Below are 26,273 nucleotides of genomic sequence, written 5' to 3'. Positions count from 1 at the left end.
AGCTTTTAAAACTTGGTTTAAGAAATTATTGTACCCGGTTCCAAACCATTGACTTCCACTAAGCCAATGCGTCCTTCTTCCTTCCCCGCCAATAACATTCCTCTTGATTCCACACCACGAATCGTTACCGGCTTTAAGTTTGCGATTACAACGACTCGCTTACCAATGACTTGACCGGGCATATAGCTTTCTGCCAAACCACTCACAATTTGACGCACATCCCCGTTACCTAAATCCGCTGTTAATACAAACAATCTATCCGCATCCGGATGTCTTTGACAAGTCAAAACCTTCGCAACTCGTAAGTCCAATTTATTGAAATCATCCATTTCTACCATTGGTTTCTTAGGAATTGCTTTTTTCTTTTCTTCTTGAACATACTTGGCGTTGATTTCATCAATCTGTTTCGCAACCTCTTTTTCATTCAAACGTTGGAATAAAATTTCTGGTTGTTCAACCACTTGAATATCCGTTTCCAATTGACCGAACACATTGCAAGATTCAAAGGTTATTTGTTGCGTATTCAAACTAGCTAAAATTTTCTCCGAGGTTTCCGGTAAGAAAGGTCTTAATAAGATACCACCAATGCGAATCGATTCTAATAAGTTATAAAGAACCGTTGCTAAACGACCAATCTTTTCACCATCTTTAGCCAATACCCATGGCATTGTTTCATCAATGTATTTATTACAACGAGAGAATAATTCCAAGATAACATCCAATGCGTCCTGTACCTTTAATTCTTCCATCTTTTCTTTCACTTCCGCTACTTTGCTTAAAATAGTTTCTTTAAATTCCACATCTAATTCTTCGTCGTTGCGTGGATTAGCAACCATACCATTGAAGTACTTATTCTGCATGGAAATTGTACGATTGACTAAATTACCCATATTGTTCGCTAAATCCGAATTGATTCTTTCCAGTATCAAATCATAGGTAATATGACCATCTTGGGCAAATGGCATTTCATGCAAAAAAATATAACGCATGGCATCAACACCAAAAACATTAACCATATCATCCGCATAGATGACATTACCCAAAGACTTCGACATCTTCGATTCACCTACCATCAACCATGGATGACCAAATACCTGTTTTGGAAGCGGTAAATCCAGCGCCATCAACATAATTGGCCAATAAATTGTATGAAAACGAACAATATCTTTACCAATTAAGTGCAAATCTGCCGGCCAGTATTTTTTAAATAATGAACCATGATTTCCATCCACATCATAACCCAAACCGGTAATATAATTGCTTAAAGCATCTATCCAAACATATATAACATGCTTCGGATCAAACTCAACCGGAATTCCCCACTTAAACGAAGTACGAGAAACACTTAAATCCTGTAAACCGGGTTTTAAGAAGTTATTCACAATTTCATTCTTGCGACTTTCTGGTTGAATGAAATTAGGATGGTCTTCAATATACTTCATCAAACGATTGGCATATTTACTCATACGGAAGAAATAAGTTTCTTCTTTCATTGGTTTGACTTTACCGTGACAAACCGGGCAACAACCATCTTCGGTTAATTGGCTGGCTGTGAAGAAAGCTTCATCCTCTTCACAATACATACCCTCGTACTCACCTTTATAAATATCACCTTGATCATAGAATTTCTTAAAAATCTTTTGGACTTGTTTCTCATGGTCAGGATCAGTTGTACGAATGAAACGATCATATTGTACATTCATAACATCAAACTGTTTCTTAACAACAGTCGCTATTTCATCCACAAATTCTTTTGGTGTCTTACCTTGTTCTTGGGCTCTTTGTTCCACCTTTTGACCATGTTCATCCGTTCCGGTTTGGAAATGAACATCATAGCCTTCCATTTTCTTATAACGTGCAATTGCATCGGCTAAAACAATTTCATAAACATTACCAATATGTGGTTTGCCGGATGTATACGCAATCGCTGTTGTAATATAATATGGTTTTTTTTCGCTCATCAATGGAGTCCTCCTTGCACAAATGAGTGCTTTTTATCCATTATAACAAACTCTTAGCGCTTATTTACCTAAATAATGCTATTTCACTTGCATATTTCTTTACAATTAAAGTACAATTAGCGTGTATTTGAAACCTTAAAAATTTTCGTAATACATAGTAAGGAGATTCATTGAATGTTAACTGGAAAAGTTAAATGGTTCGACGACCAAAAAGGTTACGGCTTTATCACATCTGATGAAGAAGGAAAAGACATTTTCGTTCACTTCTCAGCCATCAAAGAAGGCGATGAAAATGGACACAAAACTTTAAAAGAAGGTCAAGCTGTACAATTTGAAGTCGAAGAAGGCGATAAGGGACCACACGCTTCAAACGTCGAAAAGTTATAATTGACATTATGATTTAAAAAAGGGTGCCAGCACTCTTTTTTAAATGACCGGCACATTTCAAAAACTTTTTAATTCTATTTAAACATATCAAAATTATAATCTTCGTATACCCTAGAAACAGGAGCGTGACCACGAATCGCTATAATCGTCTTAGCCAACATACTTGAAATAGAGATAACCTTTACCTTTGTGCTTCTAACTCTCTTTTCTTGCTCAAATGGAATTGTATCGGAGATGACCATTTCCTTAATTGGTGAATTTTCAATCTTTTCAATCGCATCACGAGAGAAAACACCATGGGTAATACCTGTGTAAATTTCTTTTGCTCCATAATCCTTTAAGATTTGACAACCAGCTACCAAAGAACCGGCCGTATCACAAATATCATCAATGACGATACAAGTCTTATCCTTGACATCACCAATCACATTTTGTGCTTCTACGGCGTTTGGTTGTGGTCTTCTCTTATCAATAATGGCAATTGGGGCACCCAAAATATCCGCCATTCGTCTAGCACGCGTCACCCCACCATGATCGGGTGAAACAACCACTAAATCTTCATTTGGAATTTGCAATGTCTTAAAATATTCTCCCAACATTGGAACAGCTGTTAAATCATCAATTGGAATATCAAAATACCCTTGAATTTGAGCAGCATGTAAATCAAAAGTAACCACACGATTAGCACCAGCCACTTGCAATAAATTAGCCACTAATTTTGAAGTGATTGGCTGACGAGGTTTTGCTTTACGATCCTGTCTGGCATAGCCGAAATAAGGCATGATAACATTGATTTCACCTGCCGAAGCTCGTTTACAAGCATCAATACAAACCAAAACTTCCATCAAATGTTCAGTTACCGGCGTGCAGGTGGATTGGACAATAAATACCGAACGACCCCGAACGGATTCTTGAGGTTCAACTAAAATTTCACCATCTGCGAAATGCTCAACCTTAATTTTTCCTAGCGGAAGATCCAATTCCTTACAAATGGATGACGCAAGACCTGTGCTAGAAGTTAGTGCGAATACAACTGTTTCTTTTAACATTGGAACTATTTTTCTCCTTAACTGTTTAGATTATAGCCCAATTTAAGCGTTTTCTAAATGGATAAAGTGCTATTTTCCATAATTTCTTTGTCTTTTATAAAAACTCCCGGGTAAAGTATCGAACCTGTATGAACAACACTGTGTCCATAAATTGAGACATTTGGATATAAAAATACATCCGCTTCTAATTTCACATAAGGACCAATATAGGTATTCTCCGGATCCACCATTTGTACACCAAACTTCATCCACTTCGTATTGATTCTTCTTTGTAAGTACTTCGTTGAAGAAGCGACTTCTACCAAACTATTCAAACCTTCCACTTCGTGAGCATCTTCCACTATTTTCGCTTGCACTTGATAGCCTTTTTTACGAAATATTTCCACCACATCGGTTAAATAATATTCCTTTTGAGCATTATCGTTCTTCAATAATTCCAAAGCTTCAAATAATTTCTTTGTGCGAAACGCGTAAATCCCTGAATTGATTTCTCTTACTTTCAATTCCTCTTCACTAGCGTCTTTAGCTTCCACAATCTTTTCAACGGTTCCGTCTTTTAGACGAATAACCCTTCCATATAAACCGGGATTTTCTAAGACCGCTGTTAAAACAATCATGTCACAATCTTCGGGCATGTCATATAAAGAAGCATATGTTTCTGCTCGTATATTGGGACAATCCCCACTAGCCACTATGGTGATACCATCTTCTTCCTTTAGTTGTGTAGCCTGTTTCACAGCGTGACCTGTTCCCAGCTGTTCTGCTTGTAGTGCAAATTCGCATTGTCCAGCCAATTGTTTCTCAACTTCTTCATGCTGAAAACCAACGACGGTCACAATCCTTTCACTACCGGCCTCTTTTAAACCATCCACAACCCACTGCACCATTGGTACATCCAACAATGGATGTAAAACCTTCGCCAGCTTTGATTTCATGCGAGTTCCCTTACCACCCGCCATAATAATTGCTGAATTCATAGTTATCCCTTTAATACATGTGTTCTTCGCACAAAGTACCCTTTCCTCCTTAATTTTTTAAACGCACTATTAGTTAAATCTGCTGATTTGGTGATACCAAAAACCGTTGAACCGGAGCCGCTCATTAAACTTGCATCAAAACCTAATTCCAATAATTCTTGTTTAACTTCTTGTATTTCGGGTACAAGACGTATCGCCACCGATTCTAAATGGTTTCCTAAGCCGGATAAGAAAGTATCATAGTCACTTTCTTTTAAAGCCCTTGCTAATGGAAGAATATCCAAAGGTATTTTATCTTCATCTCCAATTAATTGAAAGGCTTTTTTCGTTGAAACACCATTTTTTGGTTTGACTAATAAGAGTTCAAAATTTAAATTAACTTCAATTGGTGTTAAGATTTCCCCTTTGCCTTCAACAATACAAGCTTGATTAAATAAGCAGAAAGGAACATCTGATCCCACATCCAAAGCTATTTCAATCATTTCTTTCCGACTCATATTTAATTTCAACATACGATTTAATAAACGAATGACCGCCGCCGCATCGGCTGAACCGCCGGCTAAGCCGGCTCTTACAGGAAGTTGTTTCTGAAGTGAAATAGAAAACTTATCTTCAATGTTGTAGCGATTTCTGATAATCGTTAAAGCTTGGTACATCGTATTCTTTGGATTTAAAGGAATGTATCCTTTATTACAAATCAACTCATCCACATCGGATGGCACGATTTCCACTTGATCATAGAAATCAATCGGAACCATCACCATTCTCAAATCATGATAACCATCCAATCTAGTTGACCCAACTTCTAAAGCTAAGTTGATTTTAGCGTAGGCTCTATCCCGCATATAGTACCTCAAATAAAGCTTGGTATTGACAAGCACTCAAATTCTGTGGTCTTTGACCGGCTTCAATTCCACATTTTGTTAAAGCCCAATCAATTTCTTCATTGCTGAAATTCTTTTGCAGGTTATTACGAATGGTCTTTCTTCTCTGTCCGAAACAATCCCGAACAAAACCAAAATAAGCCTCTCTGTTAAAGGATGGCATTATTGCTTTCCGCTGGAATTGAATAATCACCGAATCCACTTTAGGACTTGGATTAAAAGAACGACTTGGAACGGTAAATAGCTTCTTAATATCATAGTAACTTTGTCCCTCAACGCTTAAAGCCGAGTATTCACTATCGTTCACCTTCGCATTGAAACGATCACCCACCTCTTTTTGAACCATCACTGTAATTGTTTCAATAGCCTCTTCTGCAAACACTTTAAATAAGACAGCTGAAGTAATGTAATATGGTAAATTAGCACAAACAACAACTTTTCCATACTGTTTCTTCCATTCTTTTATTTTTTCACGCAAATCCACTTTTAAAAAATCTTGGAATTGGATTTCAACATTCTTGAATTCCGAAAAATTGTCTGCTAATACTTCTTTTAAACCCAAATCAATTTCATAGGCAATCACCTTTTTAGCAACATAGGCTAATTGTTCAGTTAGGCTACCAATACCCGGTCCAACTTCTAAAACCACCCCATCCACATTGGCTTCATTCGCCACCCGTTTTGTGATAATGGGATCCACTAAAAAATTCTGACCAAAATTCTTCTTGGCTTTAAATTGGTATTGTTCAAGAATTTCTTTGGTTCGGGATGGGGTTGAGATTGCTTTTGCCATGATTTTGTAAGCTCCTGTACTTCTTTTCTTTGTATTCCATAGTGTTGTAGACGTTTTAAAAAAGTTTTTGCGTTGGCTGTACCTATGTGCAATTGATTACCAATATATTCTCTTCTTTCACTTGCCAAAGGATTGGCACTTAAGCCTAATTCCACTAAGTCTTTCATCTCTATATCTGAGTTTTTAGTTGAAAAGGTTGTCATCACATGATGTAAAGATTGAATTAAATCCTCTGCCTTAGCATGCTCCACACCAACCTTCTTTCGTGTTTTCGCTTTATCTTTAGGAATAAAGGCTTCTTTAACGCTTGGAAATCTTTCTTTTATTTTAAAACGGATTTGATTGCCCGGGGTATCCGGATCAGTAAAAACAATCACCCCTGTTTTATGTAATGCCTTTTCAATTTGTTGAAAAACTGTTTCGGATAAAGAAGTTCCACCCGTTTCTATCGTTTCACAATCAAAGATTTCTTTTAAAGCCATCGTGTCGTGTTTTCCCTCAATGATAATGACTTCTTGTATTTTTTCTTTTTTCATTAGCTATAGTATAACCGTTTCCCAATTTCTAATTTCATAGAAACAAAATGCTTACTATCAATCAATTCCAGTTTTTTATTTAATCCCTAAATCAGTCCTTGTGCCATCATCGCTTCCGCCACTTTTTCAAAGCCGGCAATATTCGCTCCTGAAACCAAATCCCGTTTAAGACCATAACGTTCACTTGCTTGATAAGATACATCCACGATATTGTACATGATTTCCCTTAACTTTTGGTCAACTTCTTCACAGCTCCAACTTAAACGCTCACTATTTTGACTCATTTCTAAAGCCGATACCGCAACACCACCTGCATTCGCCGCTTTAGCCGGACCAACTAAAACACCATTCCCTTGCAAATAAGCAATCGCCTCATTCGTAGCCGGCATATTCGCTCCTTCGAAATAATACTGAGTGCCATTTTGAACCATGATTTCCGCAACAGATAAATCAACTTCATTTTGTGTCGCACATGGAATACAAATATCCACCTTCACTTCCCAAGGTTTCTTTCCCTCCATGAAGGCACAACCAAATTTATCGGCATACATCTTCACATTGGCGTTTTGTGAAGCCCTCATTTCTAATAAGAAATTAATCTTTTCTTTGGTATCAATTCCCTCCGGATCGTAAACATAACCATTGTGACCGGAAATTGTAACGACTTTAGCGCCCAATTCAGTTGCTTTCTTACAAACACCCCAAGCCACATTTCCATAGCCTGATACCGCAATGGTTTTCCCTTTTAACACAAGCCCTTCGTGTTCAAAAACACGTTGAATGTAATACAATACCCCAAAGCCCGTTGCTTCCGGACGAATTAAAGAACCACCAAATGTCAAGCCTTTACCCGTTAACACGCCATTATCAAAACTGTCACGAATTCTTCTGTATTGACCAAATAAATAACCAATCTCACGACCGCCTACACCAATATCACCCGCTGGTACATCCGTATTTGGTCCAATATGGCGATATAATTCGGTCATAAAAGCTTGGCAAAAACGCATGATTTCCGCATCACTCTTACCATGAGGGTCAAAATCACTTCCCCCTTTTCCGCCACCAATCGCTAAAGTGGTTAAGCTATTCTTAAAGGTTTGTTCAAACCCTAAGAATTTTAAGACGGAAAGATTCACAGATGGATGAAATCTTAAACCACCCTTGTATGGACCAAGCACGCCATTGAATTGAATTCGATACCCTGTGTTCACATGGACCTCACCCTTATCATCGTTCCAAACAACGCGGAAAAGAATTTGTCTTTCCGGTTCAACTAAGCGTTCTAATAAAGCCGCTTTTTCATATTCCGGGTGCGCTTTTACAACCGGTTCAATCGTCTTTAAAACCTCGGTGACCGATTGTAAAAACTCTGGTTGATCTTTGTGTTTTTCACTCGTGTTATGGATAACACGTTGTACATATTCGTTCATGATAGCCCCCTTATTTTTAAGAATGTTTTCATTGTACACCTATCCAATCTGAATATAAATCCTTTCAAATCTTTAAAAATAGAATGAGTATTCTGATTGCTCTGTTTTTCTTCTATGAAAATTCTTTTACTTTTTAGTAAAAAAATTTAACCAATTTTGCTGAATTTGAGCCGTCATTTCTTCCTTAGAAATACCACGAAGCTCTGCCATTTTTTCAACAATGTAAGGAATATAACTAGGTTCGTTACGTTGACCACGATGGGGAACCGGAGTCATATAAGGCGCATCCGTTTCACTTAATAAATAACGAATATCCATCCCCCTAACCACCTCCGGAGCATGTTTTGCGTTTTTAAAGGTTAAAACACCCCCAATGGCTAGGTAAAAACCAAACTTATTAAACTCCTTCGCCATTTCCAGTGAGCCTGGGAAACAATGCACCAAACCACGACCACCATGAGCTTTCATAATGTCAAAAGTATCTTGTATCGCATCACGACTATGCACCAAATAAGGCTTATTCAACGCTTTCGATAACTCAATCTGTTTTGCGAACAAAAGTTTCTGTTTTTCACGAAGCTCGGGGTCACTTACCCAATGGTATTCCAAACCAATTTCACCAATCGCACTTATTTCTGGTTTTGCACATAAATCACAAAACTCTTGCCAATAGATTTCATTATTCTTTTCTAAATCCTCGGGAAAAATACCGGCCGCAATCAAGAATGGATTGCCATGGGCTTGATTGAATTCAATCGCCTTTTTCGTTTCTTCATTATCCAAGGTAATCACCATTAAATCTTTAACCCCTTGATTTAAGGCTCTTTGTAATACAACTTCACGATCTTTATCAAACTCTTCTGCCATCAAATGAAAATGACTATCTAAAAATCTCATCCTATTTACCCAAACAGAAACGAGAAAATATTTCATCCAACAAATTCTCTCGGCTTCTGCCCCCACTCATATCTTTCAAACAATTCCAGCTTTCTTGTAAATCAACCGTAACCAAATCCAATTCCATACCAGCTTCTAAAGCTTCAATCGCTTGATCCATTGCTCTTAATGAAGCCTTTGCTAAACCAATTTGACGATCATTTGCTAAAGTATCCCCATTTGCCGCAAGGACTTCTTGTTGGAATAATTCTCCAATCTTTTCAATCAATTCCTCCACATCTCCATTCGCCGCACTGATTTGAACACCATCGTACTTAGTTCCTAAGTCCTTCTTGTTATAAATAATAATTCTTGTCTTATCCTTAGTTTGTTCCAAAAGCTCTTGGTCTTCTAATGTTAATTCTTGAGAACCATCTAAAACCAATAAAATCAGCTGTGCCTGTTTCATCATTTGTTTGGATTTTTCAATACCTATTTGTTCGATTTGGTTATGGCTTTCACGAATGCCGGCAGTATCAATCAAATGCAAAGAGAAGGAACCAATGCGAATGTTTCCTTCCACAATATCTCTTGTTGTACCGGCAATATCTGTCACGATTGCTTTATCTTCTTCCAATAGTGCATTCAACAAAGAACTCTTACCAACATTTGGACGACCAACAATCGCTGTTTGGATACCATTTTTCACTACCTGTGCTTTTTCCGACCGGGTAACTAATTTCTTTAATTGATTTCGCCACACACGTGCTTTCGGTAAAATATCCGATTGCACTAATACTTCCACATCATCGTATTCCGGATAATCGATGTTCACTTCAATATGAGCAATCATTTGAATTAAGTCCTCTTCCAGCGGTTTAAGAACTCTTAGGATAGAGCCTTTTAATGTATGAATTGCCGATTTCGTATTGATTTCATCCTCCGCCACAATCAAGTCTTGAATCGCTTCCGCTTGCGATAAATCCATTTTTCCATTTAAGAAAGCTCTTTGCGTAAATTCTCCTCTTTTTGCAAGACGCGCTCCTAAGCCTAGGATTAATTGTAGAATCTTATGTGTTAAATACACACCCCCATGGCAATTCAATTCCACTACATCTTCACCGGTATACGAACGAGGATGATGAAAAACAGCAACTAAAATATCATCCACCACTTCTTCCTGCTCAAATACCTCAGCCCGCACCAAACGATAGCCTGCCACCTTAGAAACATCTTTATGACAAAGCTTTTCAACCATAGAGAAAGTATCTGGTCCGGAAATACGAATGATGGAAACGGCCGCCATCGCATCAGCTGTAGATATTGCAACGATTGTATCATTACTCATGTTTTTTTCCTCCTAGACTTTGAATACGACCATTCCCTTCCGGTTCTAAGCCTTGATAGTGAATAGAAGGATTCGCCTTTAGAAGAAGAGCTAATAATCTTCTACCTTCCGATAAATCTTGACAAGACATTTTTACATGATCATTAAAAATGAACGTGTATTTGCCATGTTTACCTTCTTCCACTTTCATGGATTGAATATCAGAAACATTTATTTCTTGAATAACACCTTGATGATACGATAATATACGATTTTCTAAAATCCAAGACTTATCCACCATACCACCTTCTTTATAGGCATCAAGGTTTTCAATCGTCTTTAATTGTTTAGAAATACGTACTTTTCCCAGGTAATAAAAGACCATAATGACTGCTAATAAAGCAACTAGAATAATTAAAACCGTGGTTAAAGATGAATTATGTTTCTTATCTCTGATATAGGCAATCACAAAAATCAAGAAGGTTAATCCCGGTAAAATAAGAGAATATTTTAGACTATGTAACGATTGGTAATATTTTTTAATCATATAAACCTCCAAGAAAAAGCAGGCCTCTGCCTGCTCTATTTTACTATAGTTTACCAACTCGAATACGATTTAGCGCTTTTTTTAATGCGATTTCCGCTCGTCTTAAGTCAATATCCTCGCTCTTATGTTGAATTCGCTTCTCTGCTCGATTTTTCGCTTGTTCGGCACGAGCTAAATCAATCTCTTCTTTAGACTCAATCGCATCGGTTAAAATCTCGGCCTTGTTTTCACGGAAATAGAATAATCCGCCTGTAACAGCGTATTCCTCTCTTTTTCCATCCAATACCGAACTCAATTTACCAATCGCCAAATTGGTCACTAAGGGCATGTGGTTTGGTAAGATACCTTGTTGACCTTCTGTTGTTTCAATGGTTAGAATATCCGAATCAAATTCGCGATATAGTTTTTCAGGTGTGATTATACGACAATGAATTTTAGTCATTATAATTGTTCAGCCTTTTCTACCACATCTTCAATAGTGCCGACACTCAAGAAAGCCACCTCCGGTAAATCATCGTATTTACCATCTAGGATTTCACGGAAACTACGAACGGTATCTTTCACTTTGACATACTTACCTGATAAACCGGAGAACTGTTCCGCTACCGAGAATGGTTGAGATAAAAAGTTACGTACACGACGAGCACGAGCAACCACTCTCTTATCATCTTCCGATAATTCTTCCATTCCTAAAATAGCAATAATATCTTGTAGCTCTTTATAACGCTGTAAAATTTCTTGCACTTCCCGTGCCACTTGGTAGTGTTCCTCACCAATCACGAGCGGATCTAACATACGTGAAGAAGAACCTAATGGATCTACCGCCGGATAAATACCCAAAGCCGCAATCGAACGATCTAAGACCAAACGAGCATCCAAGTGCGAGAACGTCGTCGCCGGCGCCGGATCCGTTAAGTCATCGGCCGGCACATAAATTGCTTGCACCGAGGTAATTGAACCTTTATCCGTTGATGTAATTCTTTCTTGCAGCTGACCCATTTCCGTTGCTAAGGTTGGTTGATAGCCAACCGCTGAAGGCATACGACCTAATAAAGCCGATACTTCTGAACCCGCTTGCGTAAAACGGAAGATATTATCGATGAATAATAACACTTCCTGTCTTTCTTCATCACGAAAATATTCAGCCATCGTTAAAGCTGTTAAAGCAACACGCATACGAGCACCGGGAGACTCATTCATTTGTCCATAAGTTAAAACCGTATTCTTTAAGACACCTGAATCTTTCATTTCATGGTACATATCGTTACCTTCACGAGTTCTTTCCCCAACCCCGGCAACAACAGAACGACCCCCATGCTCAATCGCAATATTGTGGATAAGCTCCTGCATTAAAACGGTTTTACCAACCCCGGCACCACCAAACAAACCAATCTTACCACCCTTTGCGTATGGGCAAAGTAAATCAATAACCTTAATTCCTGTTTCAAGAATATCCGATGTTGTTCGCTGTTCAGAAAAGCTTGGTGCTTCTCTATGAATTGGTAATCTCTTGTCCGTTTGTACAGGACCTAGACCATCAATTGTTTCCCCCAGCACATTGAACATTCTACCCAGTACTTCATCACCAACCGGCACTTGGATTGGAGATCCTGTATCAAGACATTCTACGCCACGAACCAAACCATCGGTTGAAGACATCGCAATACAACGCACCACATCATCACCAACATGTTGAGCAACTTCCGCCGTCATAAAACCATCTTGGTAAGGAATGTGAATTGCATTACGAATGGCCGGTAAATGTTCCGTCGCAAATTGTATATCAATGACAGGTCCAATCACCTGTACAATCTTTCCTTTTTCTTGCATTCTTGACACCTTAACTTTCTACACTTGCGCCACCAACAATTTCAGTAATTTCCTGCGTAATCGCCGCTTGGCGTATCTTATTGTATTCGAGCTGTAATTGTTGCGATAATTCATCCGCATTATCCGTTGCTGTCTTCATTGCTATTCTTCGACTACCCTGTTCCGAAGTGGTGCTTTCTAACCAATGAGAATACAACACCGATGTTAGCATCATTGGGATCAGGGCATTTAATAGCACTTCCGGATTTGGTTCAAACAAAGTTTCAACCCTTTCTGTTTTTTGTGCAACACCATCAAAATGGAATGGTAAAATTGTCTCTACGATTGGTTCAAAACGCATCGTATTTACAAACTTTGTATGTAAAATTTGAATTTTACCAATCTTTCCTAGTTGGAAATCATACACCGCTGAATCCAATAGCTTCTTTAATTCACTAAAGATTACATGGTCTGATTCAATCTTAGCCCGAATTGGATAACCGGCTTCACGAATTAAACGACGTAAAGAAGACCCAATCAGTACAATCTCACTATCTAAAGGAACCTGTGCCTTTAATTCTTTCATCACATTCGCATTATAGCCGCCCGCTAATCCCATGTCCGAACAAAACACAAACACAAGCGCCTTGTCTTGTTTGTTATGAACCATAAATGGACTTTCAATTTGTGGACTTTTCACCATGATTTCATTCACAATCGATTGTAAACGAGTGGAAAATTCACGATTGCTTTCCATTCTCGAGCGTTGACGGAATAATTTCGCATTGGAAATCATTTCCATTGCCGAGGTGATTTTACGAGTACTACGAATAGAACGAATACGACCTCTAAGTGCTTGCCTTGATTCCGGCATAACTACTTAGCTCCTTTAACTAATAAGAAATCTTCTAAAACTTGTGCCATTCCTTCTTTTAAAACAGCACGTTGTTCATCGTTTAAATTCCCGGAGCTTTCAATCTCATTTAATAAGTCTGCTTTTTCCGTGTGGAAATAACGAAGAATACGATTTTCTAATTCTGAAATATCCTCTAAGTCTACTTGATCAAACACATTGTTCTTGGCTGCGAAGAGGCTTAGCACCTGATCAATCATGGAATAAGGCTTGTATTGACCTTGTTTCAATAGTTCCGTCAAATGCGCACCATGGTTGATAATCCTCTTAGTGCTATCATCCAAATCAGAACCGAATTGTGAAAATGACAGCATTTCATTGTATTGTGCCAACTCCAATTTCAAAGAGGAAGAAACTGACTTCATGACTTTGGTTTGGGCGGCTGAACCAACACGGGATACGGATAAACCGGAGTCCACCGCCGGACGAACACCTGACGCGAATAAATCCGCTTGTAAGAAAATCTGACCATCCGTAATGGAAATGACATTCGTTGGAATATAAGCCGAAATATCACCCGCTTGGGTTTCAATAATTGGTAAAGCCGTTAAAGAACCACCACCCAATTCATCGGATAACTTCGCGGCTCTTTCTAACAAACGAGAGTGTAAATAGAAGACATCACCAGGGTAAGCTTCACGTCCGGGCGGGCGACGTAATAATAAAGACATCGTACGATACGCTACTGCATGTTTGGATAAATCATCATAAATAATTAAGACATCCTTGCCTTGTTCCATCCATTCCTCACCCATCGCACAACCTGCGTATGGAGCTAGGTATTGTAAAGGAGCGGAAGCGCTGGCCCCTTCATTAACAATCGTTGTGTACTCTAAAGCACTATTTTCACGAAGCTTTTGTACGAAACGGGCAACCGTACTTTCTTTTTGCCCAATCGCTACATAAATGCAATACACATTCTTTCCTTTTTGGTTCAAAATGGTATCCAAAGCAATCGCTGTTTTGCCTGTTTCACGATCACCGATGATTAACTCACGTTGTCCTTTACCAATTGGAATCATGGAGTCAATCACTTTTAATCCTGTCATTAAAGGTTGAGAAACGGATTTACGTGTCATTACCCCCGGAGCAATACGTTCCACCGGTCTTGTTTTATCGCTTTGAATTGGTTTTCCACCATCAATGGCTTGCCCCAACGCATCCACAACACGTCCTAATAAAGCATCACCAACCGGTACTTCAACAATCTTACCAGTACGACGTACCTCGTCGCCTTCTTTGATACTACGGTCATTACCTAATAACACAGCACCAATATGGTCTTCTTCTAGGTTTTGCACCATACCCATAACACCATGACCAAAGTCTAATAATTCCGAAGACATTGCTTGGCTCATACCTTGAACCATCGCAATACCATCCCCAACGCTGATGACATAGCCGACATCACTGGATTCTACTTTATTCCCATATTGTTCAATCTCTTGTTTAATGAGAGAACTAATTTCTTCTAGTCGGATATTACTCATCCTCGTACTCCTTTCAATAATTTCTGTTTTAATTGTTCGATTTGGTATTGTGTAGAAATATCCATAACTTGATTTCCTATCTTTACCTTAATTCCGGCAATTAAACTTTCATCTACTTCGTTATGAAGTAAGATTTGATAACCTGAATCCTGTTCGAGCTTTCCTTTTACTTTTTCCATCTGATTAGCGCTTAACGGTCGCGCTGAATAGACCGTTGCGACTTTCATCTTTAACTCTTCATAAGCTAATGTTTCATAAGCCTCTAGGCTATCCACTAAGTATGGAACCCGCTTACGATCTACCATCAAATGTACAAAATTTAACACATCCATTTGCAGAGCATTCTTAAAAAGACGATTCAAAAAATCGTGTTTTTCTTGTTTACTAATTCGTGTCGCTTTTAAAACACTTAATAATTTAGGTTCTCTTTGAAACACTGATTTAAGCTCTTGTACTTCCATTAAGAAAGCATTCACGCAATTCTTTTCTTTCGCTACTTCAAACAAACCTTGTCCATAGCGTATCGCCAGCTCATTATTCATGGCTATTTCCTTCCACAAATTGAGTAATCGCTTCTTCGTCTATATCCGTTGCATGTTTTTCACCAACCACCTTGGCAGTTGCACTTAAAGCCACATTCACGATTTCCGCTTTAATCGTATTTTCTAAATCACGACGTTCTTTCGCAATCTGTTCACTCGCTCTATCCTCACGAATTTTCGCTTCTTGTTGTGCTTGATCTAAGATGAGTTGACGTTCTTGTTTCGCTTGGACGGTTGCTTTTTCAACCATTTCTTGCGACTTTAAAGAAGCCCGTTCCAACTGTTTCTTTGCCAACTCACGATCGCTTTCAGCCTGTGCTTTCGCGGATTCACCGGCCAATAAATCAGACTGCAATTTATCGGATCTTTTTTGTAAATAAGCTTGAATGGATTTCCAAAGAAATTTACGCATCAATAGAAATAAGACGAAAGTACTCAGCAATTGCGCAATCAATGTAAATACGTTTGGAATTAATTGATTGACAATATTGATTGACATTCAAAATCTCCTTAGTAAGCGAAGATAAGTAACACCGCAATAAACAAGCCGTAAATCGCACAAGTCTCTGATAAAGTAATACCTAAAATCATTGTTGAACGAATTTTGGATTCAGCTTCTGGATTTTTACCAATGGCATCACATGCGTGAGCCGCAACAGTCGCTTCTCCTAAACCTGTTAAAAATCCTGTAAATACAGCAATCGCTGCCCCGATAGCAATTAAACCTTTTTCCATAATATCCTCCTTAATTTTTTTCTGTATCTGGAATTTCGTTACCAATCAAAATGATTGTTAATGTAACAAATACGAGTGTCTGGATAAAACCGGCAAATAAATCGAAATAGATATGCAAGAGTGGCGCCATAATAGGAGCCATAAAGTTAAAGTTTGAACTCGCTCCAAACAAACCAACAATCGCTTTCGAAAGATTTTGGGTTCCCATATAAACCAGTTGCATCATAATCGAGCCACAAGTAATATTACCAAAAAGACGCATGGCCATGGATAACATCGTTGAGAATTTACCCATAATATTCATTGGTAGCATCACCGGGATTGGCTCAAAAAAGCTTTTAAAGTATGCTTTTACACCACTGTATCTAAAGATAGTGATTTGAATCAGAACCCAAGTAATAAACGATAACAGAATGGTTACCGAAAAGTTTGATGTTGGACTTTCAATGCCAAACAATCCGGAAATATTACTTAAGAAGATATACATCCAAAGCACTAAGATATATGGTGTCAGCATCTTAGCTTTCTCTTCCCCCAAGGAAGCCTTCGCAGTATTTAATATCATCGTTACCAAACTCACAATGACCGTCACAAACATGGACGGCTTTGCCATCGGATCTGCATAATCAACTTTTTTTGAAGTAAAGATAATCAAAAAAGCAACTACGACAGTAATAATCGCAATATTAAACACTGTTGTTTGTAGTTCCATACACCCTCCTTTCTAAATCACTTCCGATAGATAAATACTTATTTTTACACTTAATAAACCGGCGAAACAAGTAAAGATATTACTTACCATCGGAAAGACAACCGAAAAAAGCATGGCGACTGCCATCAATAGATAATTTACTCCAAAATGAGCGTTTGCGCCACTTGAAATGCCATTCTCTAAACTTCTTTTCGCAAAATTTTTCGTTGTTTCCAAGCAAATTCTCGAAACAAAACAACCCAGAAGCCAACCGAGTAAATATTTTGGACCTAAAAAGATAGTCAAACAACCCACCAAACTAATCCACATCCATGTCTTTTCGATTTTCATAAGTATTATTCTACTCTTTTCTAAACAAAAACATAGGGGAAATATTCATTTTTTAATAATCATTTCCCCTAGTTTCTATTATTCTTGATCCAAACAATGCAATAAAGCTAAAATGCGATTTAAATCCTCATTACCTTCATACGAAATTGAAATCTTTTTATGACTTAATTCCACCTTGGTTCCTAACTTACGACTCATTTGGTTTTGAATATCCATTAACTGTGGATCCTTCTTCACTTTCACAAGAAGCGGCTTCTTATCATCAGCCCCCTTAGCACATAATTTCTCTGCCTCACGAACCGATAGACTTTCATTGACCATTTTATGTGCTAAACGAATCATTTCATTTTCATCTTGTAGCGTTAATAAAGGGCGTACATGACCAACCGTTAATTCTTGGTTCTTCAATAAAGATTGCACTTCTGGTGGCAACTTTAATAAACGAAGTATATTGGCACAATAAGCTCTGGACTTACCCACTCTTTCCGCTAATTTTTCTTGGGTATAATCCAATTTATTCATTAAGGTTTGAAAGCCAAAAGCTTCTTCAAGTGGACTTAAATCTTCTCTTTGAATATTTTCTAATAAGGAAATTTCCATCATCTGTTCATCATTAAAATCCACAATGATAACCGGTACTTTTTCCAAGTGAGCCATCTTAGCGGCTCTTAATCTTCTTTCACCGGCAACGAGTTGATAGTCGCTTCTTCGCTTAATCACCAATAACGGTGTGAAGATACCATGCTCTTGAATGGACTTGGCTAAATCCTCCAATGCCTTTTGGTCAAACTCTTTTCTTGGCTGATAAGGGTTTGGTTGAATTTTATCAACCGGAATCTCATCCTGTTTGGTTGACACAAAATCCTGTGATCCATTTTCAATTTGACTCATCAATTGGGAAACATCCGTTCCAAACAAAGAATCCAACCCACGTCCCAATCCATTTTTCTTTTTATCCGGCATTCTTTCGTCCCCTTTCATTTTGTGCAACAACTTCTTGAGCTAAAGATAAATAAGCCTTCGCTCCGGCACAATTAAAGCTATAACTAAAGATATCTTGCCCTCGGGCCGGGGCTTCAGCCAAACGAACATTTCGTGGAATATAGCTTTGGTAAACCTTTTCTTTAAAACATTTGCGCACTTCTTGTTGCACTTCAACCGAAAGCTTTGTGGTCGCATCGTACATTGTTAATAAGATACCATCAATGGTTAACTTTGGATTCCAAAGTCTTTGTACCAAACGAATTGTCGCTAACAATTGGGTTAAGCCCTCTAAAGCAAAGTATTCGCACTGAACAGGAATAATCACTGAATCCGCGGCTGTTAAAGCATTGGTATTCAATAAACCCAAGGCTGGTGGGCAATCAATAATAATGTAATCGTATTGGTTACGAGTCACTTCCAGTTTGTTTTTAAGAAGCTGTTCACGACCAACATCGTAATTCACCATATCAATATCGGCACCACTTAAGTCAACGGTTGATGGTAACACATCCATTGGTGGCATATCCAAACTCACCTTGACATCGTCCACAGCCTCTTCACGCATCAATACATCATAGACTGTTTTTTGAAATCCACTTTTACTAGCACCAATTCCATGCGTCGCATTCCCTTGGGGATCAAAGTCAACTAGTAAGACTTTTTTCTTTGCGTAGGCTAAACCGGCCGCCAAACTCATAGCCGTTGTGGTTTTTCCTACACCACCTTTTTGATTGGTTATCGCAATAATCTTTCCCATAGAATCCCTTCTTTTACTTCTTCATGGAGATGATGATTTTCACATCGTCCCCTTCTTCTATCACATGAGACTTTAAATCTAAGCCCATATTCTTCAACTGTTCGACTTGATAGTTAATTGTGTTAATCGCTAATTTAATATTCTTCGCATAGCCTCGTTTCAAATGAATTTTCTTTATCTTTTTTGTTTTATTCATATCCGATAAATACACTTCACTTTGACGAACATTCAAGCCATTATCGACAATATAGTGATAAGCTTCTTTTTGTTTATCTTCCGGAATTGTCAATAAAGCACGCGCATGACGCTCGGTAATCTTATTGTTAATAACACCTTGTTGAATTTCTTCCGGTAAGTTTAATAAGCGAATTTTATTGGCAACGGAAGATTGGCTTTTCCCTATCTTGCGTGCCATTTGTTCCTGAGTTAAGGAAGCTTGACGCATTAATTCCACATAACTCTTCGCTTCTTCAACGGCACTAAGATTTTCACGCTGAACATTTTCAACCAAAGCCATCTGGGCGGCTTGTTCTTCCGTTGGTGTCATGACAAAACTGGGAATGGTCGCATAACCTAAATATTCACAAGCACGAAAGCGCCTTTCGCCAGCAATAATTTCATATTGATTGCCCATATGACGAACGGTAATTGGTTGAATTAACCCCGTTTCTTGAATGGATTGAGCCAACTCTTTTAAAGCCCCTTCATCAAAATGTAAACGCGGTTGATAGCGAGATGGAAGCACCTTATCCATGGGAAGCTGGACAATTCGTGATTCATCTTTCTTTTCAAATAAGTCAAAAATAGTTGCCATACTTCCTCCTACAATGGTTTCTTTTTCATTTGGCCATAATTTCTTGGATATTTTTTGTTAGTTATTTGTTTTTTTTGGAATAAAAGATTCACTCTTTTTTCATTCTGACCGATTGTTTCTTCTTGTTTTTCAATCAATTGAACATCCAATACATCTAAAGCATGTTTAGCTACTTCTAATTCTTGCCTGCCTTGTTTCCCTTTTAAAGCCAAAAAGTAACCATGGACTTGAATCAAAGGAACACAAAGCTCGGATAATAACGATAAATTTGATACCGCTCTAGCGGTCACACCGGCAAATTCTTCCCGATGATTTTTAACATAATCTTCCGCTCTTTCGTTCACCACTTTAATTTTTTCTAAATGAAGTTCATCAATCACATATTGCAAAAATTGACATCTTTTACCCGTTGGTTCAATTAACGTCATTTCTAACTCCGGTTTCATAATCTTCCAAACCAAACCCGGAAAGCCGGCCCCTGAGCCCACATCCGCCCAACGACCTTGAATAAGCTTATTTTTTAAAGGAAGAATACAATCCCAAAAATGTTTCTCAATAATCTGTTCTTCCTCAACGATAGCGGTTAAGTTCATCCTTTCATTCCACTCTCTTAGAAAGGAAGAATATTGTTGAAATGCGACAATAGGACAATCCAAACCAATCGTTTGACAATTTTGACTTAGTTCTTGATAATTCATACCTACTCCATTTTAACACTATCTATACAAATGAGCGAACGAAAATTGTGGGAAAATCAGTTATCCACAATTTGCTTACTTTTCCCCGGTAATAAATTGTGCATAAGGTAGTGTTTCTACCCACTTACAGAAAACTCTCCACTCCGGTAAACGGTGGTCTTTTCTTTGTTTGTATATTGTTTTTAATTGACGATAGTTTGTTGTCATTCGAGCTGTTAAACGGAAGCCACATGGATTTGAATACAAGATTTCTAGGTATTTCTGCTTCAAATCATTTCTTTCTTCTTCACGAACATCCACTTTATTCTTTTGAAATTCTTGTAAGTCATTATAAGCTTTGACCTTTTCCTTCATGATTTCAATCATGCGTGGATCCACATAAGACATATAACTCTTTTCCAAATCAAACTTAGTAATCCGATGCATGGTCGATTGAGAGCTGATAAAATCCAGAAAATGATAACGCTCTGCTTCTACCCATGCTTTATTACTAAAAGTCAAATCAAATTGAACAATAATTCCATTTAAGAAATTATCATGTCCCGAACCGGCGATTGCTTTCGCCAAGGCAAAGGTACGGGGTACCACTTCCTCAGTTACCTTTGAAAGATCCGTTGCCATTGGGTATTTAGAACCACGCACAGCACTTTTAAAGCCATACACCTCCACACGATTAATCACATCCTGAATTTCCATTGTTATTCTCCTTCTACTTATTTTTCAAATACATCGACAATACTGCAATATCAGCCGGATTCACTCCTGAAATACGAGAAGCTTTCCCCAAGGTTTCCGGCTTAAAGTCTTTTAGCTTTTGCCTGCCTTCAATAGAAAGGTTTAACACATCATCATAGTTAATATCCTCCGGTAAAGGACGATTATCCATTGCTTTTAACTTTTCCGCTTCTCTTCTAGCCTTTGCAATATAGCCTTCATACTTAATATCAATATCCATCTTTTCGGCAATTTCCTTATCAATTTCTTTATTTTGAAGATGAAATAAATCTTGTGTTTGAATCCTTGGTCTTTTAACTAAATCTTCACCATTCATCGAAAAACTCAAATCTTCATAACCTTGAGTGGATAAATATTCCTTCACTCGTGCATCATTCATAGAAAATAAAGCTTTCTTCAATTCTTCTTTCTTTAGGTCTAAAAGAGATTGTTTCTTAAGGAAAGATTCATAACGTTCATTTGGGATTAAACCAATTTGATGACCAATCCCCATCAATCTTTCTTCTGCATTATCGTGTCTTAACAAAAGACGGTATTCCGCTCTGGACGTCAATAAACGATACGGTTCTTTCGTCCCTTTTGTCGTTAAATCATCCACTAAAACACCAATGTATGCTTGATCACGACTAAAGACAATTGGTTCCTTTTCATCTAATTTACGCACAGCATTGATACCGGCTAACAAGCCTTGTCCCGCCGCTTCTTCATAACCGCTGGTGCCATTGATTTGACCGGCCGTGAATAGGTTTTTTATGACTTTGGATTCAAACGAGGATTTCATTTGAATTGGATCTAAAGCATCGTATTCAATCGCATAAGCGTATTTCACAATTTTACAGTTTTCAAGTCCCGGTAAAGTATGCACCATTTGAAATTGAATATCTCTTGGCAAGGAACTGGAAAAACCTTGAATATAGGTGGTTGGTAAAGAAAGAGATTCCGGCTCTAAAAACAGTAAATGTCGCTCTTTGTCTTTAAAACGAACTAATTTATCTTCAATGGAAGGACAATATCTCGGTCCTACTCCTTCTACCACACCAGAATACATACTGGACTTATTTAGGTTATTCAGAATAATCTCATGAGTTTCTGGTACAGTATGCGTCATATAACAAGATATTTGTTCTTGAAAAGGACGAACATCTCTTTCTTTGGTTAAGGTAGAGAAATGGTAGAAACCTTCGGTTCCTGTTTCCAGCTTTGTTTTCGTAAAGTCAATGGTGCCGGTCAATACTCTCGGTGGTGTTCCCGTCTTTAAGCGAAAGGTACGAATCCCCGCTTGGCGAAGTGATTCCGATAGGTTATTAGTGGTTGGTTCTAAATCAGGACCACCCACTTTTACCTCATCCGAAATAATATTTTTACCAGCCATATAAGTACCGGTGGTCATAATGACAATCTGACTGGAAAGAATAGAACCATCTTTTAGTTCCACGCCCTTCACTTCTTGGTTTTTAACCATTAAACGCTCAACGAAACCTTCAACGACAGTTAGGTTTTTCTGTTTTAAACAAAGCTCTTTCATCATAGTGGAATACGCTAATTTATCCGATTGCACACGTAAAGCACGAACACCCGGTCCCTTCGCTGAATTCAGCATTTTAAACTGTAAGGCTGTTCGATCTGCTGTGTAGCCCATTTGTCCGCCTAAGGCATCGATTTCTCTCGTTACAATTCCTTTAGCTGGACCACCGATTGACGGATTACAAGGCATTTTTCCAATGTTGTCTTTGTTAATGGTGATGAGTGCTGTCTTTTTTCCTAAACGGGTCACAGCTAAACTTGCTTCAATTCCGGCATGACCTGCCCCAATTACGATAATGTCATAATCGACCATTTAATAAACCTTCTTTACTAATTCTTTTACTTCTTCATCTTTACCAAAAATCTCAAATTGAATTTCTAATTCTGGATATTCTTGACGAAGCTCGGTTAAAATACATACCCAACGACCAATGAAAATTTGGATATTCTTTTGGCGTGATTTACTTATTTTTGGGATTGGTACTTTAATTGCTATTTTGTTTTCACTTTCAATTTGGTAACAAAAATCTTTTCTTAGCTTCCAATGTTCCTTTTTATACAAAAGAAGTTTCTGCTCATGTTGTAGATGTTCTGAAAAAACATTTGGATATAAGTGACTTAAAGATAAGAATCGTTGTTCAATCGCATCTATGGTAAACACTTCCTCGGTTTGTTTATCAATGGAGTTACTCCAAATATTAATCCCTTCTTCTTTTGCTATTTTCAACAAATCAGAAGTAGCGGAAGCCTGTTGGTGATCAATGTACGCAAAACTCTCTAAAGACTTGGATAAATTCAAACCAACTTCTTCCGGTTCAATTGGACGCGCAAAGAAAATCACATTCTTTAATACCAAACAATTCATTTTCGCAGGTATTTTATGACGTGCTACTTTATGGATAGCTTGTTCCAATGATTTAAAGGAATAGTAACCTGTCTTTTCTTCGTATTCTTGCCACATTTGGCGCAACGATAAACGCTTCATTTCACTGAAGTGACCATAACCAATGAGTTTCTTTTCGCTGGAGTAGTGCGTTTTTGCGTAGAAAAATAAGAGATCTCCTATATGAAAATCACTGAATTTTCTCTTGGTTGCAATGCGCCAAAAAAGGATTTCTTTATGTTGACTTAAACGATGGTATTCCACCATATCTTCATCGCAAACATACACAATCGAACTCATACTTCACCTCCTAAAACAAGCCGAAACTCTTACCCCTTTCATCAACACCCATGCGATTGGCAGCCGGTACTTTTGGTAAACCGGGCATAACCATAATCGAACCGGTTAAAACAACTAAGAAACCGGCCCCTAAGGAAACACGGATATCCTGTACATGCAAATCAAAGTTTTCCGGAGCACCCATTAACTTTGGATTATCACTAAAGGACATCGGTGTTTTTGCCATACAAATCGCCAACTTATCCCAGCTGTTTTCTTTCATTTTCTGTAAGGAAGCTTGGGCTTCCGGGGAATAGATAACAGATTTTGCTTTATAAATTTTTTTCGCTATTGTTTCTATTTTTTCTTCGATGCTTTGATTTAATTCATAGAGTGGTTTAAAGTTTGTTACTTGCTCACAAACGGATAACACTTCTTTGACAAGGTCTTGTGTCCCATTAGAGCCTTTTGCCCAGCCCTCTGATAATGCAAACGGGTAATTTTTTTCCTTTGCCCACTTCTTTAAGAAAGCTAATTCTGCATCCGTATCGGTCACAAAACGGTTGTTTGCGATTACAACCGGTACACCAAAGGATTTTAAGTTTTCAATGTGTCTTTCTAAATTCACAAGTCCTTTTTCTAAAGCGTGTAAATCTTCGTTAGCTAATTGGTTTGCATCGGCACCACCATGAAGCTTTAAAGCTCGAATTGTTGCAACAATCACTGTGGCGGATGGTTTTAAATCAGCCATACGGCATTTAATATCAAAGAATTTTTCTGCTCCTAAATCAGCCCCAAAACCAGCTTCCGTAATTACATAATCACTTAATTTCAAGGCTGACTTCGTTGCTATAATGGAGTTACAACCATGGGCAATATTCGCAAAAGGTCCACCGTGCACAAACGCCGGTGTACCTTCTAAAGTTTGCACAAGATTTGGCATAAGAGCTTCTTTTAACAATAAAGTCGCCGCTCCATCAGCCTGAATTTGTTTGACAGTGACCGGCTTTTTCTCGTACGTATAAGCAAGAACACATTCACCAATTCGTTTTTGCAAGTCTGATAGCGAAGTAGCTAAACATAAGATAGCCATCATTTCACTAGCAACTGTAATGACGAAATGATCTTGTCTTTCAATACCATTTACTTTCTTATTTTGGGCAATCGTTATATCTCTTAAAGTGCGATCATTCATATCCAAACAACGCTTCCAAACAACCGTTTCAGGGTCAATGTTTAATGGATTATCTTGATAAATAGAGTTATCCAGCATCGCAGCAATTAGATTGTTCGCAGCAGTAATAGCGTGCATATCCCCCGTAAAATGCAGATTAATGGATTCCATTGGGACAACTTGTGAATAACCACCCCCTGTGGCTCCCCCTTTTAAACCGAAAACAGGTCCCATAGATGGTTCTCTTAAACAAACCATAGCTTGTTTACCTTTAGCATTTAATCCATCCGCTAACCCAATGGTAACAGTCGATTTTCCTTCTCCGGCTTTCGTCGGACTAATCCCTGTCACAAGAATTAAATGACTCTTCTTTTCCTTTAAATCATTTAAATAATTTAAATTCACTTTAGCTTTGTCTTTCCCATATAAATATAATTCTGCTTCCGGGATTTGTAGCTTCCGAGCAATTTTTTGAATGGGTAAAACTTTCGTTTCTTGAGCAATTTCTAAATCCGTTTTCATTCTTTTACCTTTCTACGCTCGGCTAAAGCGTGGCTTAAAGTGATTTCATCCGCATAATCCAACATCGCACCCGATGGTAAACCGTGGGCAATTCTTGTCACCAATAAATGCGGATATTCTTTATCCAATACTTTTGTTAGATAAAGAGAAGTGGTTTCACCGTCTAAAGTGGCACTCATCGCTAGGATAATTTCACTCGCCTCTTTCGCTCTTACTAGTAACTCTTTAATTCTTAAATCTTCCGGTAAAATTCCTTTTGAAGCTGAAATCAATCCATTTAACACATGATAAACACCATCATATTCACCCATATTTTCAATCGCAATAATATCTTTTGGAGATTGAACCACCAAGATTTTTGTATGGTCTCTTTGCTTAGAAGAGCAGATAGAACAACGCTCCTGTTCTGCCATATTTCCACAAATAGAACAAGCTTGTACCTTATTTTTCATATCCACAATTGATTTAGCGAACTTTACTGCATCTTCTTTTTCCATTTCATATAACGCAAACGCATAACGTTCTGCTGTTTTTTCGCCCACACCAGGTAATTGGCGTATTCTTTCAATCAAATGATTTAGGCTTTCCGGATATTTCATGTG

General features: G+C 38.0%; 29 protein-coding genes. 1 reads left to right on the top strand and 28 read right to left on the bottom strand.

Translation table 11 applies throughout. The annotated features are described in order from the left end of the window. Positions 1-17 precede the first annotated feature (17 nt). The gene (gene metG, locus JOS54_RS00200) at positions 18-1,961 is read right to left on the bottom strand and encodes a methionine--tRNA ligase (RefSeq protein ID WP_203245068.1); all 1,944 of its coding nucleotides are present in this window, start codon (positions 1,959-1,961) and stop codon (positions 18-20) included. A 174-nt stretch (positions 1,962-2,135) separates the two neighbouring features. On the opposite strand from metG, the gene JOS54_RS00195 reads away from it, so the two are divergent. Then, a complete protein-coding gene (locus JOS54_RS00195; protein ID WP_203245067.1) occupies positions 2,136-2,348 on the top strand; it encodes a cold-shock protein in 213 nt (70 codons plus the stop codon). 74 nt (positions 2,349-2,422) lie between these two features. Here the strand turns inward: JOS54_RS00195 and JOS54_RS00190 are convergent, their stop codons facing one another. The 27 genes from JOS54_RS00190 to recR form a co-directional block, all read right to left on the bottom strand. After that, entirely contained in the window at positions 2,423-3,397 is a 975-nt protein-coding gene (locus tag JOS54_RS00190; protein WP_203245066.1) for a ribose-phosphate pyrophosphokinase, read from the bottom strand. Between the two features lie 53 nt (positions 3,398-3,450). Continuing rightward, complete coding sequence (locus JOS54_RS00185) at positions 3,451-4,374, bottom strand: NTP transferase domain-containing protein (protein ID WP_203245065.1); 924 nt, start codon at positions 4,372-4,374, stop codon at positions 3,451-3,453. 2 nt (positions 4,375-4,376) lie between these two features. Then, a complete protein-coding gene (locus tag JOS54_RS00180; RefSeq protein WP_203245064.1) occupies positions 4,377-5,219 on the bottom strand; it encodes a 4-(cytidine 5'-diphospho)-2-C-methyl-D-erythritol kinase in 843 nt (280 codons plus the stop codon). After that, a complete protein-coding gene (gene rsmA, locus JOS54_RS00175; protein ID WP_203245063.1) occupies positions 5,209-6,051 on the bottom strand; it encodes a 16S rRNA (adenine(1518)-N(6)/adenine(1519)-N(6))-dimethyltransferase RsmA in 843 nt (280 codons plus the stop codon). Before rsmA ends, JOS54_RS00180 begins: the two co-directional genes overlap by 11 nt. Continuing rightward, entirely contained in the window at positions 5,958-6,587 is a 630-nt protein-coding gene (gene rnmV, locus JOS54_RS00170) for a ribonuclease M5 (RefSeq protein ID WP_203245062.1), read from the bottom strand. The genes rsmA and rnmV overlap by 94 nt, the downstream gene beginning before the upstream one ends. Before the next feature lie 86 nt (positions 6,588-6,673). After that, complete coding sequence (gene gdhA, locus JOS54_RS00165; protein ID WP_203245061.1) at positions 6,674-8,020, bottom strand: NADP-specific glutamate dehydrogenase; 1,347 nt, start codon at positions 8,018-8,020, stop codon at positions 6,674-6,676. 126 nt (positions 8,021-8,146) lie between these two features. After that, complete coding sequence (locus JOS54_RS00160) at positions 8,147-8,953, bottom strand: TatD family hydrolase (RefSeq protein ID WP_238928355.1); 807 nt, start codon at positions 8,951-8,953, stop codon at positions 8,147-8,149. After that, on the bottom strand, positions 8,919-10,244 hold the full coding sequence (gene mnmE / locus JOS54_RS00155) for a tRNA uridine-5-carboxymethylaminomethyl(34) synthesis GTPase MnmE (protein WP_203245060.1): 1,326 nt from the start codon (positions 10,242-10,244) through the stop codon (positions 8,919-8,921). The genes JOS54_RS00160 and mnmE overlap by 35 nt, the downstream gene beginning before the upstream one ends. After that, positions 10,237-10,770, bottom strand: a complete 534-nt coding sequence (locus tag JOS54_RS00150; RefSeq protein WP_203245059.1) for a hypothetical protein — start codon at positions 10,768-10,770, stop codon at positions 10,237-10,239. Before JOS54_RS00150 ends, mnmE begins: the two co-directional genes overlap by 8 nt. A 43-nt stretch (positions 10,771-10,813) precedes the next feature. Beyond that, on the bottom strand, positions 10,814-11,212 hold the full coding sequence (gene atpC / locus JOS54_RS00145) for an ATP synthase F1 subunit epsilon (RefSeq protein ID WP_203245058.1): 399 nt from the start codon (positions 11,210-11,212) through the stop codon (positions 10,814-10,816). Further along, positions 11,212-12,600 carry a F0F1 ATP synthase subunit beta gene (gene atpD / locus JOS54_RS00140; RefSeq protein ID WP_203245057.1) on the bottom strand — a complete coding sequence of 463 codons (1,389 nt, stop codon included), beginning with the start codon at positions 12,598-12,600 and terminating at the stop codon, positions 11,212-11,214. Before atpD ends, atpC begins: the two co-directional genes overlap by 1 nt. 10 nt (positions 12,601-12,610) lie before the next feature. After that, entirely contained in the window at positions 12,611-13,453 is an 843-nt protein-coding gene (atpG, locus tag JOS54_RS00135) for an ATP synthase F1 subunit gamma (protein ID WP_203245056.1), read from the bottom strand. Positions 13,454-13,455: 2 nt separating this feature from the next. Then, positions 13,456-14,982: a F0F1 ATP synthase subunit alpha gene (gene atpA, locus JOS54_RS00130; protein ID WP_203245055.1), complete on the bottom strand. Its 1,527-nt coding sequence runs from the start codon at positions 14,980-14,982 to the stop codon at positions 13,456-13,458. Beyond that, positions 14,979-15,524, bottom strand: coding sequence for an ATP synthase F1 subunit delta (gene atpH / locus JOS54_RS00125; RefSeq protein WP_203245054.1), 546 nt, complete (start codon positions 15,522-15,524; stop codon positions 14,979-14,981). Before atpH ends, atpA begins: the two co-directional genes overlap by 4 nt. After that, on the bottom strand, positions 15,517-16,023 hold the full coding sequence (locus JOS54_RS00120) for an ATP synthase F0 subunit B (protein WP_203245053.1): 507 nt from the start codon (positions 16,021-16,023) through the stop codon (positions 15,517-15,519). The genes atpH and JOS54_RS00120 overlap by 8 nt, the downstream gene beginning before the upstream one ends. 11 nt (positions 16,024-16,034) lie before the next feature. Further along, on the bottom strand, positions 16,035-16,259 hold the full coding sequence (locus JOS54_RS00115) for a F0F1 ATP synthase subunit C (protein ID WP_203245052.1): 225 nt from the start codon (positions 16,257-16,259) through the stop codon (positions 16,035-16,037). A gap of 10 nt (positions 16,260-16,269) precedes the next feature. Beyond that, on the bottom strand, positions 16,270-16,971 hold the full coding sequence (locus tag JOS54_RS00110; protein WP_203245051.1) for a F0F1 ATP synthase subunit A: 702 nt from the start codon (positions 16,969-16,971) through the stop codon (positions 16,270-16,272). Positions 16,972-16,983: 12 nt separating this feature from the next. Continuing rightward, positions 16,984-17,301 (bottom strand): hypothetical protein, encoded by a 318-nt coding sequence (locus JOS54_RS00105; RefSeq protein WP_203245050.1) that lies wholly within the window; start codon positions 17,299-17,301, stop codon positions 16,984-16,986. A 78-nt stretch (positions 17,302-17,379) separates the two neighbouring features. Further along, a complete protein-coding gene (locus tag JOS54_RS00100) occupies positions 17,380-18,264 on the bottom strand; it encodes a ParB/RepB/Spo0J family partition protein (protein WP_203245049.1) in 885 nt (294 codons plus the stop codon). Further along, positions 18,254-19,042: a ParA family protein gene (locus tag JOS54_RS00095; RefSeq protein WP_203245048.1), complete on the bottom strand. Its 789-nt coding sequence runs from the start codon at positions 19,040-19,042 to the stop codon at positions 18,254-18,256. Before JOS54_RS00095 ends, JOS54_RS00100 begins: the two co-directional genes overlap by 11 nt. Positions 19,043-19,055: 13 nt before the next feature. After that, the gene (locus JOS54_RS00090; RefSeq protein WP_203245047.1) at positions 19,056-19,856 is read right to left on the bottom strand and encodes a ParB/RepB/Spo0J family partition protein; all 801 of its coding nucleotides are present in this window, start codon (positions 19,854-19,856) and stop codon (positions 19,056-19,058) included. An 8-nt stretch (positions 19,857-19,864) separates the two neighbouring features. Then, entirely contained in the window at positions 19,865-20,554 is a 690-nt protein-coding gene (rsmG, locus tag JOS54_RS00085; protein WP_203245046.1) for a 16S rRNA (guanine(527)-N(7))-methyltransferase RsmG, read from the bottom strand. Positions 20,555-20,629: 75 nt separating this feature from the next. Beyond that, entirely contained in the window at positions 20,630-21,250 is a 621-nt protein-coding gene (locus tag JOS54_RS00080; protein ID WP_203245045.1) for a hypothetical protein, read from the bottom strand. A 13-nt stretch (positions 21,251-21,263) separates the two neighbouring features. Continuing rightward, complete coding sequence (mnmG, locus tag JOS54_RS00075) at positions 21,264-23,126, bottom strand: tRNA uridine-5-carboxymethylaminomethyl(34) synthesis enzyme MnmG (protein WP_203245044.1); 1,863 nt, start codon at positions 23,124-23,126, stop codon at positions 21,264-21,266. Beyond that, entirely contained in the window at positions 23,127-23,996 is an 870-nt protein-coding gene (locus tag JOS54_RS00070) for a hypothetical protein (RefSeq protein WP_203245043.1), read from the bottom strand. 10 nt (positions 23,997-24,006) lie between these two features. Continuing rightward, complete coding sequence (locus JOS54_RS00065; RefSeq protein WP_203245042.1) at positions 24,007-25,671, bottom strand: formate--tetrahydrofolate ligase; 1,665 nt, start codon at positions 25,669-25,671, stop codon at positions 24,007-24,009. After that, complete coding sequence (recR, locus tag JOS54_RS00060; protein ID WP_203245041.1) at positions 25,668-26,270, bottom strand: recombination mediator RecR; 603 nt, start codon at positions 26,268-26,270, stop codon at positions 25,668-25,670. The genes JOS54_RS00065 and recR overlap by 4 nt, the downstream gene beginning before the upstream one ends. Between the last annotated feature and the right edge of the window lie 3 nt (positions 26,271-26,273).

This window comes from Bulleidia sp. zg-1006 (assembly GCF_016812035.1).
Lineage (GTDB): Bacteria > Bacillota_I > Bacilli_A > Erysipelotrichales > Erysipelotrichaceae > Bulleidia.
The sequence above is the reverse complement of the archived record's forward strand: the minus strand, read 5'-3'. Positions and strand labels throughout refer to the sequence as shown.

Excerpts from the sequence above, each read along its gene's own strand:
- JOS54_RS00065 (WP_203245042.1), bottom strand. The coding sequence starts at position 25,671 with ATGAAAACGGATTTAGAAATTGCTCAAGAAACGAAAGTTTTACCCATT.
- JOS54_RS00095 (WP_203245048.1), bottom strand. The coding sequence starts at position 19,042 with ATGGGAAAGATTATTGCGATAACCAATCAAAAAGGTGGTGTAGGAAAA.
- JOS54_RS00070 (WP_203245043.1), bottom strand. The coding sequence starts at position 23,996 with ATGAGTTCGATTGTGTATGTTTGCGATGAAGATATGGTGGAATACCAT.
- JOS54_RS00120 (WP_203245053.1), bottom strand. The coding sequence starts at position 16,023 with ATGTCAATCAATATTGTCAATCAATTAATTCCAAACGTATTTACATTG.
- JOS54_RS00110 (WP_203245051.1), bottom strand. The coding sequence starts at position 16,971 with ATGGAACTACAAACAACAGTGTTTAATATTGCGATTATTACTGTCGTA.
- JOS54_RS00105 (WP_203245050.1), bottom strand. The coding sequence starts at position 17,301 with ATGAAAATCGAAAAGACATGGATGTGGATTAGTTTGGTGGGTTGTTTG.
- metG (WP_203245068.1), bottom strand. The coding sequence starts at position 1,961 with ATGAGCGAAAAAAAACCATATTATATTACAACAGCGATTGCGTATACA.
- JOS54_RS00185 (WP_203245065.1), bottom strand. The coding sequence starts at position 4,374 with ATGAATTCAGCAATTATTATGGCGGGTGGTAAGGGAACTCGCATGAAA.
- JOS54_RS00100 (WP_203245049.1), bottom strand. The coding sequence starts at position 18,264 with ATGCCGGATAAAAAGAAAAATGGATTGGGACGTGGGTTGGATTCTTTG.
- JOS54_RS00195 (WP_203245067.1), top strand. The coding sequence starts at position 2,136 with ATGTTAACTGGAAAAGTTAAATGGTTCGACGACCAAAAAGGTTACGGC.
- atpD (WP_203245057.1), bottom strand. The coding sequence starts at position 12,600 with ATGCAAGAAAAAGGAAAGATTGTACAGGTGATTGGACCTGTCATTGAT.
- JOS54_RS00150 (WP_203245059.1), bottom strand. The coding sequence starts at position 10,770 with ATGATTAAAAAATATTACCAATCGTTACATAGTCTAAAATATTCTCTT.
- JOS54_RS00180 (WP_203245064.1), bottom strand. The coding sequence starts at position 5,219 with ATGCGGGATAGAGCCTACGCTAAAATCAACTTAGCTTTAGAAGTTGGG.
- gdhA (WP_203245061.1), bottom strand. The coding sequence starts at position 8,020 with ATGAACGAATATGTACAACGTGTTATCCATAACACGAGTGAAAAACAC.
- atpC (WP_203245058.1), bottom strand. The coding sequence starts at position 11,212 with ATGACTAAAATTCATTGTCGTATAATCACACCTGAAAAACTATATCGC.
- atpA (WP_203245055.1), bottom strand. The coding sequence starts at position 14,982 with ATGAGTAATATCCGACTAGAAGAAATTAGTTCTCTCATTAAACAAGAG.
- mnmE (WP_203245060.1), bottom strand. The coding sequence starts at position 10,244 with ATGAGTAATGATACAATCGTTGCAATATCTACAGCTGATGCGATGGCG.
- rsmG (WP_203245046.1), bottom strand. The coding sequence starts at position 20,554 with ATGAATTATCAAGAACTAAGTCAAAATTGTCAAACGATTGGTTTGGAT.
- rnmV (WP_203245062.1), bottom strand. The coding sequence starts at position 6,587 with ATGAAAAAAGAAAAAATACAAGAAGTCATTATCATTGAGGGAAAACAC.
- JOS54_RS00115 (WP_203245052.1), bottom strand. The coding sequence starts at position 16,259 with ATGGAAAAAGGTTTAATTGCTATCGGGGCAGCGATTGCTGTATTTACA.
- JOS54_RS00160 (WP_238928355.1), bottom strand. The coding sequence starts at position 8,953 with ATGAAATATTTTCTCGTTTCTGTTTGGGTAAATAGGATGAGATTTTTA.
- recR (WP_203245041.1), bottom strand. The coding sequence starts at position 26,270 with ATGAAATATCCGGAAAGCCTAAATCATTTGATTGAAAGAATACGCCAA.
- atpH (WP_203245054.1), bottom strand. The coding sequence starts at position 15,524 with ATGAATAATGAGCTGGCGATACGCTATGGACAAGGTTTGTTTGAAGTA.
- atpG (WP_203245056.1), bottom strand. The coding sequence starts at position 13,453 with ATGCCGGAATCAAGGCAAGCACTTAGAGGTCGTATTCGTTCTATTCGT.
- JOS54_RS00190 (WP_203245066.1), bottom strand. The coding sequence starts at position 3,397 with ATGTTAAAAGAAACAGTTGTATTCGCACTAACTTCTAGCACAGGTCTT.
- JOS54_RS00080 (WP_203245045.1), bottom strand. The coding sequence starts at position 21,250 with ATGGAAATTCAGGATGTGATTAATCGTGTGGAGGTGTATGGCTTTAAA.
- JOS54_RS00090 (WP_203245047.1), bottom strand. The coding sequence starts at position 19,856 with ATGGCAACTATTTTTGACTTATTTGAAAAGAAAGATGAATCACGAATT.
- rsmA (WP_203245063.1), bottom strand. The coding sequence starts at position 6,051 with ATGGCAAAAGCAATCTCAACCCCATCCCGAACCAAAGAAATTCTTGAA.
- mnmG (WP_203245044.1), bottom strand. The coding sequence starts at position 23,126 with ATGGTCGATTATGACATTATCGTAATTGGGGCAGGTCATGCCGGAATT.